The organism is Salinisphaera aquimarina (assembly GCF_042643355.1).
Lineage (GTDB): Bacteria > Pseudomonadota > Gammaproteobacteria > Nevskiales > Salinisphaeraceae > Salinisphaera > Salinisphaera aquimarina.
This window is the reverse complement of the sequence record NZ_JBHRSS010000008.1, coordinates 271,186-287,304: the sequence shown is the minus strand read 5'-3', so window position 1 is coordinate 287,304 and position 16,119 is coordinate 271,186. Positions and strand designations below refer to the sequence as shown.

The following is a 16,119-nucleotide window of genomic DNA, read 5'->3' as shown; positions in this document are numbered from 1 at the left end:
CCGACACCAATGGCGCAAAAGAACCTCGATTATCTCGATTTCGAACAACCGATCGCCGAATTGCAGCAAAAGATCGAGGAGTTGCGCTTTGTCGCCGACGGCAGCGAAGTCAACCTCAACGAGGAAATCACGCGCCTGGAAGGCAAGCGCCGCAACCTCACCGAACAGATCTTCGGCAAGCTGTCGACCTGGCAGGTGGCACAGATGGCGCGGCATCCGCTGCGCCCCTATACGCAGGATTATATCGACGGCCTGTTCACCGATTTCGTAGAACTGCACGGCGACCGGACCTACGGCGACGATCCGTCGCTGATCGGCGGCACGGCGCGCTTGGGCGGACAGTCGGTGATGGTAATCGGGCATCAGAAGGGCCGGGATACCAAGGAAAAGATCTTTCGCAATTTCGGCATGCCCAAGCCCGAGGGCTATCGCAAGGCGCTGCGTCTGATGAAGATGGCCGAGCGCTTCAAGATGCCGGTGCTGACCTTCATCGACACGCCCGGCGCCTATCCCGGCATCGGCGCCGAGGAGCGCAATCAGTCCGAGGCCATCGCCCGTAATCTGTTCGAGATGGCGCGCCTGCGGGTACCGGTGCTGTGCACCGTGATCGGCGAAGGCGGTTCCGGTGGCGCGCTGGCGATCGGCGTCGGCGATCACCTGCTGATGTTGCAATACAGCATTTATTCGGTGATTTCGCCGGAAGGCTGCGCGACTATCCTCTGGAAGAGCGCGGAACGGGCCGAAGACGCGGCGGAAGCCATGAAGGTTGGCGCCGCCGATCTCAAGCAGCTCAAGCTCGTCGACGAAGTGCTCGAAGAGCCGCTCGGTGGGGCCCATCGCGACCCGGCTGCGCTCATGGAGCAGCTGCGTGATCGTCTGCTCGCCAACATGTCACGTCTCAAGCACATGAGTGTCGACGAACTGCTGGAAACGCGCTATCAGCGCTGGATGGGGTTCGGCGACTTCAAGCGCGTGGGGTGAGCGCGCTGCTGGGCGCGCTTCGTGCCGCGCCGGCCGCCGCGACCGCGCTGGTCGTGGGTTTCAGCGGTGGACGTGACTCGACCGCGCTGCTGCATGCACTGGCCCAGTTGTCCCCGGCGGCGCTTCCTCTGCGCGCTATCCATGTCTGTCACCACCTGCAGCCCCAGGCACAGGCCTGGGCCGAGCACTGTGCCGCCCGCTGTGCCGAATGGCAGGTCGCTTTTACCCGTCTGGATGTCGATGTGGTCGATACCGGTCACGGCGTCGAGGCCGCCGCGCGCACGACGCGCTACGGGGCGATCGCGCAGACGCTACGCCCCGGGGAGGTGCTGGTCACCGCGCATCACGCGCGCGACCAGGCCGAGACGTTCCTGCTTCAGGCCCTGCGCGGGGCTGGGGTCAAGGGGTTGGCCGCGATGCCGGCCTATGCCGAATTCGGTCACGGCGGCCACTGGCGCCCCTGGCTCGCTATCGACGACGCGCAGATCGATGCCTACGTCAGCGACAACCGGCTGTCCTGGATCGAGGACCCGAGCAACGCCGACCCCGCGGTCGACCGCAGCTACCTGCGCGCGTCAATTCTGCCGGCGCTGAGCGCGCGCTGGCCTGCGTTTGCGCGCACGCTCGCGCGCAGCGCCCAACACGCGGCACAGGCGGCCGACAGCATTGCCGCGTTGGCCGCCGAGGATCTCGCCGCGGCCGAGGACGACGCGCGTGCATTGCGCTGCGATGACCTGCGGTCATTCGATGCGCGACGCCGCTGCGAAGTGATTCGGCTATGGCTGGCGCGCTCCGGGCGTGATCGCCCCGATCATCGTCATCTCGAGCAGATCGAGGCGCTGGTCGATGCCCGCATGGCCGCCAGCCCCTGCGTGTGTTTTGCGCACACCGACGTGCGCGCGTTCGACGATCGGCTGTTCTGTATGCCCAGTCTGCCGGCAGAGCCCACGGGCGCATCGCTTGCGTGGTATCCGCCACAGCCACTCGAACTGCCCGCAGGCTGCGGCCGGCTGACCATCGCATCAGCCGCCGAGAAGCTGGCGGCGCTGACGGTGACGTTCCGGCGCGGCGGCGAGCGACTGGGCGCCGCAGACGATGCGCCGCGACTCAAGGAATGGCTGCGTGTCGCCCGTATTCCGCCGTGGATACGCGAGCGCATGCCGCTGGTCTACGCCGGCGATACGCTGGTGGCCGTCGCGCATTACTGGCGTCATCCGGAGTTCGAGCGTTTGCTGGGCGGAGCCGCAGGCCCTGTTCGCTGGGATCACGAACTTCCCGGCGAGCCCGCGCGCGTTGTCGCGGCGGAGCCTTTCGGCTAGCATGCGCGCTATTATTCCCCCGGCATGAGCTCTCGAATCGCGATGGCAGGCGACGCGGCAGGCACTCGTTATATTTTTGTGACCGGCGGGGTGGTGTCCTCGCTCGGTAAGGGCATTGCAGCGGCGTCGCTCGGCGCGCTGCTCGAAGCCCGCGGCATGAGCGTATCGGTCATCAAGCTCGACCCGTATCTCAACGTGGATGCGGGCACCATGAGTCCGTTCCAGCACGGCGAGGTCTATGTGACCCGCGACGGTGCGGAGACGGATCTGGATCTGGGCCACTATGAGCGGTTCATGAAGACGCGCACGTCGCGTCTTTCGAATTTCACTACCGGCCAGATCTACAACAACGTCATCAACAAGGAGCGCCGCGGCGACTACCTGGGTGGCACCGTGCAGGTGATCCCGCATATCACCGACGAGATCAAGCGCTGCATTCTCGAAGGTGGCGAGGGCGCGGACATCTGTCTGGTCGAGATCGGCGGCACCGTGGGCGATATCGAGTCGCTGCCGTTTCTCGAGGCGATTCGTCAGTTCGCCGTCGAGCTGGGTCATCATCGGGTGCTGTTCATGCACCTGACGCTGGTGCCGTATATCGCCTCCAGCGGTGAGATGAAGACCAAGCCGACCCAGCATTCGGCCAAGGAACTGCGCTCGATCGGTATCCAGCCCGATATTCTGTTGTGTCGCGTCGACCGGCCGCTGCCGGAAAACGAACGCCGCAAGATCGCGCTGTTCACCAACGTCACCGAACGCGCGGTGATTGCCTGCATCGACGTCGACGACATCTACAAGATGCCCGGGCTGCTGCAGCAGCAGAATCTCGACACGCTCGTCACCGAGCACTTCGGCATCGAGGCCCCCGAGGCGGATCTGTCCAACTGGGCGGCGTTGGTACAGGCGCGCAAGACCCAGGACGTTACTGTCCGGGTGGCCATGGTCGGCAAGTATGTCGATCTTGCCGATGCCTACAAGTCGGTCAACGAAGCGTTGTCGCACGCGGGCCTGCATACCGCGACCCGCGTGGATATTCAGTACATCGATTCGGAAACGGTCGAGCGTGACGGCGGCGAATGCCTGGCCGGGATGCATGCGATCCTGGTGCCGGGCGGTTTCGGCGAACGCGGCATCGAAGGCAAGATCGCCGCGGCCGGCTACGCGCGCGTTCACGGTATTCCGTATTTCGGCATTTGTCTGGGCATGCAGGTCGCCTGTATCGAATTCGCCCGCGACATCGCCGGCCTCGAAGGCGCACACAGCACCGAGTTCGTGCCCGACCCCCCGCATCCGGTCATTGCCCTGGTCACCGAATGGCGCGATCTGGCCGGTACCGTGCAGAAGCGCGACGCCGACGTGGACCTCGGTGGCACCATGCGGCTGGGCGAGCAGCGCTGCGTGCTCGTCGAGGACACGCTCGCGGCGCGCTGTTACGACGCGGCCGAGGTGTTCGAGCGTCATCGTCATCGCTACGAGTTCAATAATCTCTACCGTGATGCACTGCGCGACAAGGGCCTGGTGTTCTCCGGTTTTTCCGCCGACGACGAACTGATCGAGATCGTGGAACTCAACGACCACCCGTGGTATCTGGGTTGCCAGTTCCACCCCGAATTCACCTCGACCCCGAGAGCCGGTCACCCGCTGTTCATCGGTTTCATCAGCGCGGCCCGCGAGCGCGCGACCGCATGAACCTCTGCGGTTTCGAAGCAGGCCTGGACGCGCCGCTGTTCCTGATCGCGGGGCCGGACAGTCTGGAATCGCCGCAGATGGTCATGGACGTGGCCGGCCATATGGCCGAGCTGACGCGTGAGCTCGGCATCGGCTATATCTTCAAGGGCTCTTTCGACAAGGCCAACCGCAGTTCCGGCGACAGCTATCGGGGGCCCGGTATCGACGCCGGACTCGACATGCTGGCCCGTGTGAAGCGCGAAATCGGCGTGCCGGTGACCACCGACGTACACATCGAATCGCAGATCGCGCCGGTCTCCGCCGTGGTCGACCTGTTGCAGACGCCTGCGTTTCTGTGTCGCCAGACCGATTTCATCCAGGCGGTCGCCGCCAGCGGCGTGCCGGTCAATATCAAGAAAGGTCAGTTCCTGTCGCCCGGCGAGATGCAGGGCGTGATCGCCAAGGCGCGGGCCGCGGGTGGTCGTGACTTGATGGTCTGCGAGCGCGGCTATGCGTTTGGCTACAATAATCTCGTCGCCGACATGCGCAGTCTCGCACTCATGCGCGAGACCGGCTGTCCGGTGGTCTTCGATGCCACCCATTCGGTGCAGCTGCCGGGCGGGCAGGGCACGCGCTCCGGCGGCGCGCGCGAGCAGATTCCGGTACTGGCCAGAGCCGCGGTCGGCGCGGGGATTTCCGGTCTGTTCATGGAAACCCATCCGGACCCGGACAACGCGCTCTGCGATGGTCCCAATTCCTGGCCGCTGGACGGCATGCGCGAGCTGCTGGAAACGCTTGTCGAGCTCGACGCCGTGATCAAACGCCGCGGCTTGAGCGAACAGCGGCTCTGAGACGCTCGCGCCGATCTGTTTTCAATCTTCTTCCCATGACGAACCGATAGAACGCTATGTCCAAGATCGATAAAATTCGTGGCTATCAGGTCATCGACTCGCGCGGCAACCCGACGGTCGCTGCCAAAGTAACGCTCGACAGCGGGGCCGTCGGCCTTGCGATGGTGCCCTCTGGTGCCTCCACCGGCAGCCTGGAAGCCGTGGAACTGCGTGACGGCGACGCCGACCGTTATCTGGGCAAGGGCGTGACCCGCGCCGTGGCCAACGTCAACGGCGAGATCGCCAAGAAGCTCAAGGGCTTCGAGGCGGACGACCAGGCCGGGCTCGACAAGACGCTGATCGAGCTCGACGGCACCGACAACAAGAACCGGCTGGGTGCCAACGCGCTGCTGGGTGTCTCGCTGGCGGTGGCGCGCGCGGCCGCGGCCGATGCCGGCCAGGGGCTGTACGAATTTCTCGGCCACGACGAGGCGACCAATCTGCCGGTGCCGATGATGAACGTCATCAACGGCGGCGCGCATGCGGACAACAACGTCGACATCCAGGAGTTCATGATCGTGCCCGCCGGCCTGCCGACGTTTGCCGACGCGATGCGCTGTGGTGCCGAGATCTTCCAGCACCTGAAAAAACTGCTGACTGAACGCGGCATGGCCACGGCCGTCGGCGACGAAGGCGGCTTCGCGCCCAACCTGCCGTCGAACGCGGCCGCACTCGATACCCTCGTGGAAGCCATCGAGCGCGCCGGCTACAAGCCGGGCGAGAACGTCTGGCTGGGCCTGGACGCAGCGAGCACCGAATTTCATGCCGGCGGTCGTTACAAGCTGGCCTCGGACGACGCCGACTATGACGCGGCGGGTTTCGTGGATTATCTGGCCGGGCTGGTCGACAAGTACCCGATCATCACCATCGAGGACGGCATGGCCGAAGACGACTGGGATGGCTGGGCACTGCTCACCGAGCGCTTGGGCGATCGCGTGCAGCTGGTCGGCGATGATCTGTTCGTGACCAACACGCGGATTCTGCAGAAGGGCATCGAGGAAGGCATTGCCAACTCGATCCTGATCAAGCCCAACCAGATCGGCACGCTCACCGAAACCTTGCGGGCCATCGATGTGGCCACGCGCGCGGATTACACCGCCGTGGTGTCGCACCGGTCGGGCGAAACCGAGGACTCGACCATCGCCGATCTCTCGGTGGCCACCGCCGCGACCCAGATCAAGACCGGCTCGCTGTCGCGCTCGGATCGCATCGCCAAGTACAACCGTCTGCTCATGATCGAAGCCGAACTGGGTTCGCGCGCGGTCTACCCGGGCAAGGCAGCGTTCAAGGTCGGCTTCTAGCCGTGGGGCTGCCCGCGGATCTGGGTCGCGCCGTGGGGCGTTTTTCGAGGTCGAATCGCGATACTGGACAGGGGCCGCAGGCGCGCTACAATCGCAAGATGTATCGCGCGGCACTCTTGGTCCTGATCGTTGCCCTGGCTGGTCTCCAGTACCGGTTGTGGGTCGCCGACGGCGGCTGGTCGGAAGTGCACCGGCTGACCCAGATGAAAACGGAGTTGGGTCAGGCCAACGCGCGCAACCAGACCCGCAACGACGCGCTGCAGGCCGAAGTCGACGATCTCAAGTCCGGTGAAAGCGCGACCGAAGGTCGGGCGCGTTCGGATATGGGCATGATCAAGCGCAACGAGGAGTTCTTCCTCACCGTCGCGCCACCCGGTACCGACTCCGGTATACAGCAAGCGGCACGCTGAATGGGTCTTGTCGAGGGCGACAGCGTCAATGTCGCCGGGTTTGCCCATGCCCGCGGGTCCGCGCCCACGGCAACGGCCGCCATCCGCGCGACGCCCGCCGATTTCCAGGTCGATGAAGACTGTCCGATCGAGTTGTCGGACAGCGGCGAGCATCTGTGGTGCCGGATCGAAAAGACCGGGCTGACCACGCAGGACGCCGTGCAGGCGTTGTCTCGCGCCGCGGGCGTACACCCGCGCCAGATCGGTTTCGCCGGCCTCAAGGACCGGCACGCGGTGACCTGCCAGTGGATTTCGCTGGCATGGCCGATGGCGCAACCGTTGCCCGTATTCGATGGTATCTACGGTCTGAAGGTGCTGGAGGCCCGCCGCCACGAGCGTAAGCTCAAGCGCGGCGCGCACCGTGGCAATCGGTTCGTCATCCGCCTGCGTGCACTCGACGCCGACCGTGCGGCACTGGACGCCGATCTCGACCGTATCCGCACTCAAGGCGTGCCGAATTATTTCGGGCCACAGCGCTTTGGCCACGGCGGGCGCAATCTGGCGTTGTCGCGGGCGTTGTTCGCCGGTCGTCGCCTGTCGCGCAATCGCCGCGGGTTCGCGCTGTCGTCGGCGCGCTCGCTGTTGTTCAATGCCGTGCTCGACGCACGCGTGCGCGATGGCAGCTGGAATCGCCTGATCGACGGCGAAGCGGTCATGCTCGATGGCAGTCATAGCGTATTCGCGCGCAACGGGACCGATCAGTCCGAACAGAAGTTGACCGAACGTCTCGATGGGTTCGATATCCACCCCAGCGGGCCCTTGCCCGGACGCGGCGGTGACGACGTCGTCGAGGCACAGGCGGCTGCGTTCGAGAACGCCGTGATCGCGGACTATCCGGATCTGGTGGCCGGGTTGCGGGATGCCGGTGTCGACGCCGCACGGCGCGCGCTGCGTCTGCCGGTGCGCGAGCTGGAATGGACGTTCGAGAGCGATACCGCGCTGGTGCTGTCGTTCTGGTTGCCGCCGGGCGCTTTCGCGACCAGCGTGCTGCGCGAGCTGGTGGACGTAAGCGAGGGCCGCGCCGGCGGAGACAACGCCGATCAGGTCGATTGATCAGCGGGCGCGTCTGAGCAGCACATAGACCGCGCCGGTGCCGCCATCGGTGGCGCGCGCCGAACAATAGGCGAGCACTTCATCACGCTGGCGCAGCCATCCCTCCACCTTGACCTTGAGCACCGGGCCGCGATTGCCCGAGCGCAGCCCTTTGCCGTGGACCACGCGTACGCAGCGATAATCGCGGTCGAGCGCTTCGCGCAGGAACACCGCCAGACAATGGCGGGCGACGTCGACGACCATGCCGTGCAGATCGATTTCGGCCTGGCAGCGATACTGGCCGCGGCGCAGCTTGCGCATTACCGACAGCTGTACGCCTTCGCGGCGATGGAACAGATCGTCACCGGTTTCGATATCCGGCGGCGGCGGGTCGAACAGCTCGCCGATGACCGCGCGTTCGTCGGCTTCGCGCATGGCCGGGCGGGCCGAGGGCAGGCGTTGCCACGGTCGCCGGCGGTGGGCCGCGCGCACCGCGTCGACCGGGCCGACAGCGTCGCGAAACAGCAGGCGATCGTCATCGCTGATTCCATCGATCGCGTTGGGGCCCGGTCGGTTCGGAGATTCCGGTCGATCGGTCACGATGAACACTCCAGGCAAGCAGGAAACGGTCAATATGAGCTATGCTAGCGGGCTTGCTGCACGTGTGCACATACGTGCGAATCCGCCGAATCGATTCCCGGATAAATCAAACCCTGCGCATGCGACTATTGCTGAGTAACGATGACGGCTGTCACGCGCCCGGCCTCACGGCGCTGCGCCAGGCCCTGACCCACGTCTGTACGGATCTGGTCACCGTGGCACCGGATCGCAACCGTAGCGGCGCGAGCAACTCGCTGACCCTGGAAAGGCCGCTGCGCGTGCGCTGCGTCGAGCCCAATCTCTACTCGGTCGACGGTACGCCCACCGACTGCGTGCATCTGGCGACCACGGGCCTGTTCGATGAAGAGGCGGACATGGTGGTCTCGGGCATCAACCAGGGCGCCAATCTGGGCGACGACGTGCTCTATTCGGGGACGGTCGCGGCCGCCACGGAAGGGCGCTCGCTGGGTCTGCCGGCGGTGGCGATCTCGCTGGTCGGGGAAAACCCGCAGCATTACGAAACCGCCGCCGAGGTCGCGGTGGCGGTGGTCAAGCTGCTGGTCGCGCATCCGCTGCCCACCGATACCATCCTCAACGTCAACGTGCCCGATCTGCCGTTCGATGCCCTCGACGGCTTTGCCGCCACCCGGCTGGGTCATCGGCATCGCGCGGAGCGGCTGGTCGAGGACAGCGATCCGCGCGGCCGGCCGATCTACTGGATCGGACGCGCCGGCGGCGAGGCCGATGCCGGCCCCGGCACCGATTTTCATGCCGTGAGCCGCGCCCAGGTGTCGATTACGCCGATCCAGATCGATCTGACCCGCCACAGCGCCATCGACAGTCTGGGGGAATGGGTGCGCCACTTATGAAGGCGCAGGACAAGCATCCGCACGTTCGTGGCTTCGGCATGGCCTCGGCGCGCAGCCGCGCCCGCCTGATCGAGCGCCTGCGCAGTCTGGGCATCGAGGACGAGTCGGTACTGGCGGCAATGGGTCGGGTTCAGCGCCATCAATTCGTCGACGAGGCCATGACCAGTCGCGCCTACGACGATACCGCGCTGCCGATCGGCTACGGCCAGACCATCTCCCAGCCGTATATTGTCGCCCAGATGACGCGGCTGCTGATCGCCGACGGCGTGCCCGACAACGTGCTCGAAATCGGTACCGGCAGCGGCTATCAGGGCGCGGTGCTGGCCGAACTCATCGCCAACGTCTATACCGTCGAGCGTATCGAGCCGCTCTATCAGCGCGTGCGCCGACGCTTCGTCGAACTGGGCTACCGCAACGTGCGTGCACGCCTGGCGCGCGAAGATGTGCTCGGTCTGCCGGATTACGGCCCGTTCGACGCGATTCTGGTCACCGCCGGTGCGGAAACGCTGCCGACGTCGCTCTATGAACAGATGGCGGACGGCGCGCGCATGGTCGTGCCGGTGGGCGCGAGCGGCAATCAGCACCTGATCGTCGTGCATCGGGACGGCGATCAGTTCAGTCAGGAAACCCTGGACGCCGTAAGCTTCGTGCCATTGATCGAGCAACGCGACTGATGTTTGCACGCCTGTATGCGTGGGTGGTGCGCGCAGCGAAACATCCACGCGCGCCGTGGGCGCTGTTCGCGCTCGCGTTCGCCGAATCCTCGTTCTTTCCGATTCCGCCGGACGTGATGCTCGCCCCGATGGCGCTGGCGGAACGGCGCAAGGCATGGCGTTTCGCTCTGATCGCCACCGTGGGATCGGTTGCGGGCGGCATGCTGGGCTATGTCATCGGCGCGCTGTTTTTGGATTCATTGTTGCCCTGGCTCAAGGATCTGGGGTATTACCACAGCTACGAGACGGCTCGCGACTGGTTCGCACACTACGGTTTCTGGGCGGTCCTGCTTGCGGGTTTCTCGCCGATTCCCTATAAAGTTTTCACCATCGCCGCGGGCGCGGTGGCGATGCCGTTTCTGCCGTTCGTGCTGGCGTCGCTGGTCGGACGCGGTGCACGGTTTTTTATCGTCGCCGGACTGGTACGCTGGTTTGGGCCGGTTTTCGAGCAGCGTCTGCTCAAATACATTGACTGGATCGGATGGGCCATCGTCGCCATAGTCATCGTCGCCATCGCCGTCTTTCAACTGCGTTGAAACACGCCGCCATCATCCTGGTCACCGCGCTTGCGCTGGCGGGTTGCTCTGTCAATCGAGCGCTGAGCCCGGACACCTATACGGTGCGGCGCGGCGATACGCTGTCCTCGATCGCCGCGAGCTACGGCCTCGACTGGCATGATCTGGCGCGCTGGAACGAGATTCGCTCGCCTTATTTGATCGAAGTCGGCCAGCGGCTGTCGCTGGAGCCCTATCCGGATCTGGATTATTCCCGAATCGGTGGTGACGGCCGCGTGGCCAGCGCGCCGGTGACGACACCGAGGGTGGTGCGCGCGCCCCAGGACAGCCGCGCGGAACAGGAGGCGGCGATCCAGGCGTCGACGCCGCAGCTGACCCGCACGATCGAGCACGGCGGTAGCGTCGAAACCACGCCCGCGGCGCGCGCGCCGGCTCCGCTTCCGGAACCGGATGCGGCAGACGTCGCGAAAGAATCCGAGATCATCGAGGCGAGCCGAGACGCCCCGGTTCAGCCCACGCGCACCGGCGGCCCCAACGAGGACGGCTGGCAATGGCCAGCCAGCGGCTCGGTGCTGCGTGAATATGGCCCCGAACGCACCCGCCAGGGCATCGATATCGGTGGCCGCCAGGGATCGCCCGTCTACGCGGCCTCGAGCGGGCGCGTGGTCTATAACGGAACCGGCCTCAAGGGCTACGGCAAGCTCGTGATCATCCAGCACGACGAGCATTATCTGAGCGCCTACGGTTTCACCCGGCGCACCCTGGTCAAGCAGGGTCAGGACGTTGCCGTGGGCACGCATATCGCGGATATGGGCCTGGGCCCGCAGAACAAGCCGATGCTGCATTTCGAAGTACGCCGCGACGGCAAGCCGATCAACCCGGCGAGCGTGCTGCCCGATCACTGACCGGCTCGCGGGTCGTTGGTCGCCGTCCGGGTGGTCGCGACCCGATCGACGGCGCGCGCATGCACGACATACCGAAGTGGCCCGGGCGTGACCGCGTCGAAGGGATAGCAGGTCGCCAGTGCCAGTGTTCGCGCACCCGGCGCCCGTGGGGTGGTGAAGCGGTCCCAGCGTACGATCTGCGTGTCGGTCACACGATATCGGCGGACGGTGCCGTCGAGATCCTCCAGCGCCAGCATGTCGCCGACCGCGAGCTCTTCGAGAAACCGGAAACGGGTATCGCGATGGGCGGCGATGGGCGGCGATGACGGCCGTGCCGGTCGCGTCCAGCGGGCGCGGCCTCCGGCAACAGGTAGGACCGAATGCCATCGCCTGGCCGGAGCCGGTGTCGAGCACGATCTGATGGGCGCCCAGCCGGGGTACGCGCAAGCGCGCGACCGGCGCCATATCGGCGCAGGGCCAGGGTTTGTGTGCCCGGTGCGTGGCGACACTCCGCTCGAACGCGCGCTCGAGCAGCAGCGCCACGACCGCCTTGACCGGCACCAGCGCGCCCTCGGCGAGCCGGAACAGGGCCAGGGCACACACGGCGATCAATTTGGCGGCTGCAAGCGATTGCTGCGACGGCAGATCATGGCAACGGCGTTGCAGTATCTGCTGATCGCCGCGGCAACGGTCGCCCGCTGGATATGAATCAGGGCAAATCCCGGAATGGACGAGGGAGTCGTTTCCAGGCCCTGCAGAAACTCGGTATTGACTCACGCGGCGTCGCGCGTCTGTAGCTGCAGAGTCGCTATTCTGGCAAACTGCGGCGCTTTACCGCGTTCGTTGTCCCAACCAGCCGCCAGTGCGGCGCTGCAAGCTGAACGACCATGGCCAATTCGTCCCCCAAATCCGATTTTGTGCGAATCAATCGCCTGCCGCCGTATGTGTTCGGCATCGTCAACGAACTCAAGCAGGCGGCGCGAGCGCGGGGCGAAGACATTATCGATTTCGGCATGGGCAATCCTGACCAGCCGACGCCCGAGCACATCGTCAACAAGTTGCTCGAAGCCGCCCAGCGTCCGGATACCCACCGCTACTCGGTATCCAAGGGCGTGCCGCGTCTGCGCAAGGCGATCTGCGACTGGTACAAGCGCCGTTTCGACGTGGACCTCGATCCCGCCACCGAAGCCATCGTCACCATGGGTTCGAAAGAGGGGCTGGCGCATCTGATGCTGGCCATCCTCGAACACGGCGATCAAGTGCTTGTGCCCAATCCGGCCTACCCGATTCATCCCTACGGGGCGGTGATCGCAGGCGCCGATGTGCGCCATGTGCGCATGATGCCGGACAACGATTTCTTCGCCGAACTGGAAAAGGCGATCAAGGAATCCTGGCCGCGGCCCAAGATGGTGCTGCTGAATTTTCCGGGCAATCCCACCACGGAATGCGTGGAACTGGAATTCTTCGAGCGCATCGTCGCCATGGCGCGCGAATACGATCTCTGGATCGTGCAGGATCTGGCCTACGCCGATCTGTGCTTCGACGGCTACGAAGCGCCGTCGATCCTGCAGGTGGAAGGGGCCAAGGACGTGGCCGTTGAGTGTTTCACGCTGTCCAAGAGCTACAACATGCCGGGCTGGCGCGTGGGCTTCATGTGCGGCAACGAGACCCTCATCGCCGCACTCGGCCGGATGAAGTCCTATCTCGACTACGGCATGTTCACGCCGGTGCAGGTGGCCGCGATCGCCGCATTGAACGGGCCGCAGGAATGCGTCACCGAAATCCGCGACATGTATCAGAAGCGTCGCGACGTGATGTGCGACGGCCTCAACGATATAGGTTGGGCGGTGGAGCGACCCAAGGCGACGATGTTCGTATGGGCGCCGATTCCCGAGCCCTATCAGCATCTGGGTTCGCTGGAGTTCACCAAATTACTGCTGCGCGAGGCATTTGTGGCGGTATCGCCAGGCATCGGCTTTGGCGATTACGGCGACACCCATGTGCGCTTCGGGCTGATCGAGAACGAGCAACGCACGCGTCAGGCGATTCGAAACATCAAGCGCATGTTCAAGCGCGATGGCGTGCTCGGCGCCTAGCCGCGCACGACCCGACCAGACTTAAGGAGAAGGTGAGTGGAACCGGTCAAGGTAGGCATACTCGGGCTCGGCACCGTCGGTGCGGGCGCCGTGAATCTGCTGGCGCGCAACGGCGCCGAGATCACGCGCCGTGCCGGTCGCGATATCCGGTTCACCCGGGCCGCGGTGCGGGACACGAGCAAGGCGCGCGAATGCAGCACCGCCGACATCGATATCGGCACCGACTGTCACGCCATCGTCGCCGACCCGAATATCGATGTCGTCATAGAACTCATCGGCGGCGATACCGAGGCGTTCGATCTGGTGATGGCGGCAATCGCCAACGGCAAGCATGTGGTCACCGCCAACAAGCATCTGATCGCGTTGCGTGGCAACGAGATCTTCGCGGCTGCCGACGAGGCCGGTGTGGTGGTCTCGTTCGAGGCCGCGGTCGCTGGCGGTATTCCCATCATCAAGGCGATCCGTGAATCGCTTGCAGCCAACCATATCGAATGGGTGGCCGGCATCATCAACGGTACCGGCAACTTCATCCTCAGCCAGATGGTGTTCGAGAACGTCAGCTTCGACGAGGCGCTGGCCGACGCCCAGACGCGCGGATTTGCCGAAGCCGACCCGACCTTCGACGTCGAAGGCATCGACGCGGCCCACAAGCTGGCTATTCTCGGCAGCATCGCCTTCGGTATTCCCCTGTCGTTCGACAAGATATTCACCCAGGGCATTCGTGATATCGACAGCGATGATATCGAGTACTGCGCGGAACTGGGTTATCGCATCAAACACCTGGGCATTGCCCGCCGGCAGGATATTGGCGTGGAGATGCGCGTGCATCCGACGCTGGTCTCGGAGAAGGCGCTGCTGGCCAGCGTCGAGGGCGAAAAGAACGCCATCATGGTCTACGGTGATGCCGTCGGCCCGACCGTGTATTACGGCGCTGGCGCGGGTGCCGGTCCGACCGCCTCGGCCGTCGTGGCCGATCTGATCGACACCGTTCGCATGATAAGCGTTGATCCGAAGGGGCGGGTCCCGCATCTGGCCTTCCAGCCGGATGAGCTCACCGATGAGCCGATTCTCGGTAGCGAGAACTTCGAGTGTGGCCATTATTTCCGTGTCCAGGTCGCCGATCAGATCGGCGTGCTGGCCGAGATCACGCGCGCGCTCGCCGATCAGCAGATCGGTATCGAGGCTATTCTGCAGAAGGATCCGCCCACCGAGGAAGACGACGCCCGTGTGATGATCGTCACCAAGCCGGCCCGCGAGAGCAGCCTGAACAAGGTGCTCGACCATATCCGCGCCTTGCCCTATACGCGTGACGGCATCGTGCACATGCGCGTCGCCCAGTTCGAAGACTAAACCCCGGCGGGCGCCGTCGCGGCGCCCGTTTCGCGACCGGAACCAGTTCATGCGCTATATCAGCACACGCGGCGCCGCACCCGTGCTCAACTTCGAGGAAGTGGTGCTCACCGGCATGGCCAGCGATGGCGGTCTCTACGTGCCCGAACAGATGCCGCAGTTCTCGGCCGAGCAGTTCGCCGAAATGGCGGGACTGCCGTATGCCGAGATTGCGTTCCGGGTGATGAAGCCGTTCGTGGGCGGGGAAATCGACGACACCACGTTTCGCCGCCTGATCGACGAATCCTATGCCACGTTCAAGCACGATGCCGTGGTGCCGCTCAAGCAGCTGGACAGCAACCATTATCTGCTCGAGCTGTTCCATGGCCCGACGCTGGCGTTCAAGGACGTCGCCCTGCAACTGCTCGGTCGGATTCTCGATCATTTTCTGGAAAAGCGTGACGAGAAAGCCGTGATCATGGGCGCCACCTCCGGCGACACCGGCTCGGCCGCGATCGAGGGCTGTCGCCATTGCGACAACCTGGATATCTTTATCCTGCATCCGCACAACCGGGTCTCGGCCGTTCAGCGCCGACAGATGACCACGGTGCTCGATGGCAATGTCCACAACATCGCCATCGAGGGCAATTTCGACGACGCCCAGGCGATGGTCAAGGCCAGTTTTGCGGACCAGAATTTCCTCGAGGGCACGCGCCTGATTGCGGTGAACTCGATCAACTGGGCCCGCATCATGGCCCAGGTGGTGTATTACGTGGCCGCCGCGGTGGCCGTGGGCGCGCCGCACCGTGAGGTCAGCTTCACCGTGCCGTCGGCGAATTTCGGCAATCTCTTTGCTGGTTATATCGCCCGGCGCATGGGCCTGCCGGTCAAGCAGTTCGTGATCGCGACCAACGCCAACGATATTCTGCACCGGACACTGGCCGACAACGATTTCTCCAAGCACGAACTGCAGGCCACGCTGGCGCCATCGATGGATATCGTGGTGTCGTCGAATTTCGAGCGTCTGCTGTTCGAGGCCTATGACCGCGACGGCGCGGCGGTGGCGGACTTGCTGGTACGCTTCCAGCAGGGCGCGGTGGAAATCGACGATGCACCATTGGCCGCGCTGCGCGCCTTGTTCTCCAGTTACAGCGTCGACGACGACACCATCATCGAAGTCATTCAAGAGGCCTTCGAGCACACCGGCGAACTGCTGGACCCACATACCGCGACCGGCTATCGGGCGGCCCAGCGCGCACGCGCGGACGCCACCACGCCCATGATCACGCTGGCGACTGCGCATCCGGCCAAGTTCGAGGACGCCGTGGTTCGGGCCGGCTTCGAGGGCGCGCCGTTGCCGGAAACCATGCACGACCTGATGACCCGCGAAGAGCGTTATGACGTGCTGCCGGCCGAATTGGGCGCGGTCCAGCAATACGTCGCCGCAAACCGTCACTGAGTGTGGTCGCCCGGCGC

17 protein-coding genes are annotated in these 16,119 nt (G+C 64.8%); 15 read left to right on the top strand and 2 right to left on the bottom strand.

Features of this window, described 5'->3' with window-relative positions; all coding sequences use genetic code 11:
• The first annotated feature begins 9 nt into the window (after positions 1-9).
• Genes ACFOSU_RS16810 through truD form a run of 7 tightly spaced genes read left to right on the top strand, consistent with a single transcriptional unit; the run spans position 10 to position 7,658 of the window.
• Positions 10-981, top strand: a complete 972-nt coding sequence (locus ACFOSU_RS16810; RefSeq protein WP_380691074.1) for an acetyl-CoA carboxylase carboxyltransferase subunit alpha — start codon at positions 10-12, stop codon at positions 979-981.
• A complete protein-coding gene (gene tilS, locus ACFOSU_RS16805) occupies positions 978-2,300 on the top strand; it encodes a tRNA lysidine(34) synthetase TilS (RefSeq protein ID WP_380691073.1) in 1,323 nt (440 codons plus the stop codon). The genes ACFOSU_RS16810 and tilS overlap by 4 nt, the downstream gene beginning before the upstream one ends.
• Positions 2,301-2,342: 42 nt before the next feature.
• The gene (locus ACFOSU_RS16800) at positions 2,343-3,986 is read left to right on the top strand and encodes a CTP synthase (RefSeq protein WP_380691072.1); all 1,644 of its coding nucleotides are present in this window, start codon (positions 2,343-2,345) and stop codon (positions 3,984-3,986) included.
• Entirely contained in the window at positions 3,983-4,816 is an 834-nt protein-coding gene (kdsA, locus tag ACFOSU_RS16795) for a 3-deoxy-8-phosphooctulonate synthase (protein ID WP_380691071.1), read from the top strand. Before ACFOSU_RS16800 ends, kdsA begins: the two co-directional genes overlap by 4 nt.
• Positions 4,817-4,872: 56 nt before the next feature.
• The gene (gene eno, locus ACFOSU_RS16790; protein WP_380691070.1) at positions 4,873-6,156 is read left to right on the top strand and encodes a phosphopyruvate hydratase; all 1,284 of its coding nucleotides are present in this window, start codon (positions 4,873-4,875) and stop codon (positions 6,154-6,156) included.
• 2 nt (positions 6,157-6,158) lie between these two features.
• A complete protein-coding gene (locus tag ACFOSU_RS16785; protein WP_380691069.1) occupies positions 6,159-6,566 on the top strand; it encodes a septum formation initiator family protein in 408 nt (135 codons plus the stop codon).
• Positions 6,567-7,658 carry a tRNA pseudouridine(13) synthase TruD gene (gene truD / locus ACFOSU_RS16780; protein WP_380691068.1) on the top strand — a complete coding sequence of 364 codons (1,092 nt, stop codon included), beginning with the start codon at positions 6,567-6,569 and terminating at the stop codon, positions 7,656-7,658.
• Here the strand turns inward: truD and ACFOSU_RS16775 are convergent, their stop codons facing one another.
• The gene (locus ACFOSU_RS16775) at positions 7,659-8,237 is read right to left on the bottom strand and encodes a Smr/MutS family protein (RefSeq protein ID WP_380691067.1); all 579 of its coding nucleotides are present in this window, start codon (positions 8,235-8,237) and stop codon (positions 7,659-7,661) included.
• A gap of 119 nt (positions 8,238-8,356) precedes the next feature.
• Between ACFOSU_RS16775 and surE the strand changes: the two genes are divergently transcribed.
• Genes surE through ACFOSU_RS16755 form a run of 4 tightly spaced genes read left to right on the top strand, consistent with a single transcriptional unit; the run spans position 8,357 to position 11,239 of the window.
• The gene (surE, locus tag ACFOSU_RS16770; protein ID WP_380691066.1) at positions 8,357-9,106 is read left to right on the top strand and encodes a 5'/3'-nucleotidase SurE; all 750 of its coding nucleotides are present in this window, start codon (positions 8,357-8,359) and stop codon (positions 9,104-9,106) included.
• Complete coding sequence (locus tag ACFOSU_RS16765; RefSeq protein ID WP_380691065.1) at positions 9,103-9,780, top strand: protein-L-isoaspartate(D-aspartate) O-methyltransferase; 678 nt, start codon at positions 9,103-9,105, stop codon at positions 9,778-9,780. The genes surE and ACFOSU_RS16765 overlap by 4 nt, the downstream gene beginning before the upstream one ends.
• Positions 9,780-10,355 (top strand): YqaA family protein, encoded by a 576-nt coding sequence (locus ACFOSU_RS16760; RefSeq protein ID WP_380691064.1) that lies wholly within the window; start codon positions 9,780-9,782, stop codon positions 10,353-10,355. The genes ACFOSU_RS16765 and ACFOSU_RS16760 overlap by 1 nt, the downstream gene beginning before the upstream one ends.
• The gene (locus ACFOSU_RS16755; protein WP_380691063.1) at positions 10,352-11,239 is read left to right on the top strand and encodes a peptidoglycan DD-metalloendopeptidase family protein; all 888 of its coding nucleotides are present in this window, start codon (positions 10,352-10,354) and stop codon (positions 11,237-11,239) included. The genes ACFOSU_RS16760 and ACFOSU_RS16755 overlap by 4 nt, the downstream gene beginning before the upstream one ends.
• On the opposite strand, the gene ACFOSU_RS16750 is transcribed toward ACFOSU_RS16755, so the two are convergent.
• Complete coding sequence (locus tag ACFOSU_RS16750) at positions 11,233-11,532, bottom strand: class D sortase (protein WP_380691373.1); 300 nt, start codon at positions 11,530-11,532, stop codon at positions 11,233-11,235. The two genes, ACFOSU_RS16755 and ACFOSU_RS16750, sit on opposite strands and share 7 nt — an antisense overlap.
• Between ACFOSU_RS16750 and ACFOSU_RS16745 the strand changes: the two genes are divergently transcribed.
• From ACFOSU_RS16745 to thrC, 4 genes are all read left to right on the top strand, one after another.
• Positions 11,531-11,926 (top strand): hypothetical protein, encoded by a 396-nt coding sequence (locus ACFOSU_RS16745; RefSeq protein ID WP_380691385.1) that lies wholly within the window; start codon positions 11,531-11,533, stop codon positions 11,924-11,926. The two genes, ACFOSU_RS16750 and ACFOSU_RS16745, sit on opposite strands and share 2 nt — an antisense overlap.
• Before the next feature lie 179 nt (positions 11,927-12,105).
• On the top strand, positions 12,106-13,314 hold the full coding sequence (gene alaC, locus ACFOSU_RS16740; protein ID WP_380691062.1) for an alanine transaminase: 1,209 nt from the start codon (positions 12,106-12,108) through the stop codon (positions 13,312-13,314).
• 36 nt (positions 13,315-13,350) lie between these two features.
• A complete protein-coding gene (locus ACFOSU_RS16735) occupies positions 13,351-14,664 on the top strand; it encodes a homoserine dehydrogenase (protein WP_380691061.1) in 1,314 nt (437 codons plus the stop codon).
• A gap of 49 nt (positions 14,665-14,713) precedes the next feature.
• A complete protein-coding gene (gene thrC, locus ACFOSU_RS16730) occupies positions 14,714-16,102 on the top strand; it encodes a threonine synthase (RefSeq protein ID WP_380691060.1) in 1,389 nt (462 codons plus the stop codon).
• The last annotated feature ends 17 nt before the right edge of the window (positions 16,103-16,119 follow it).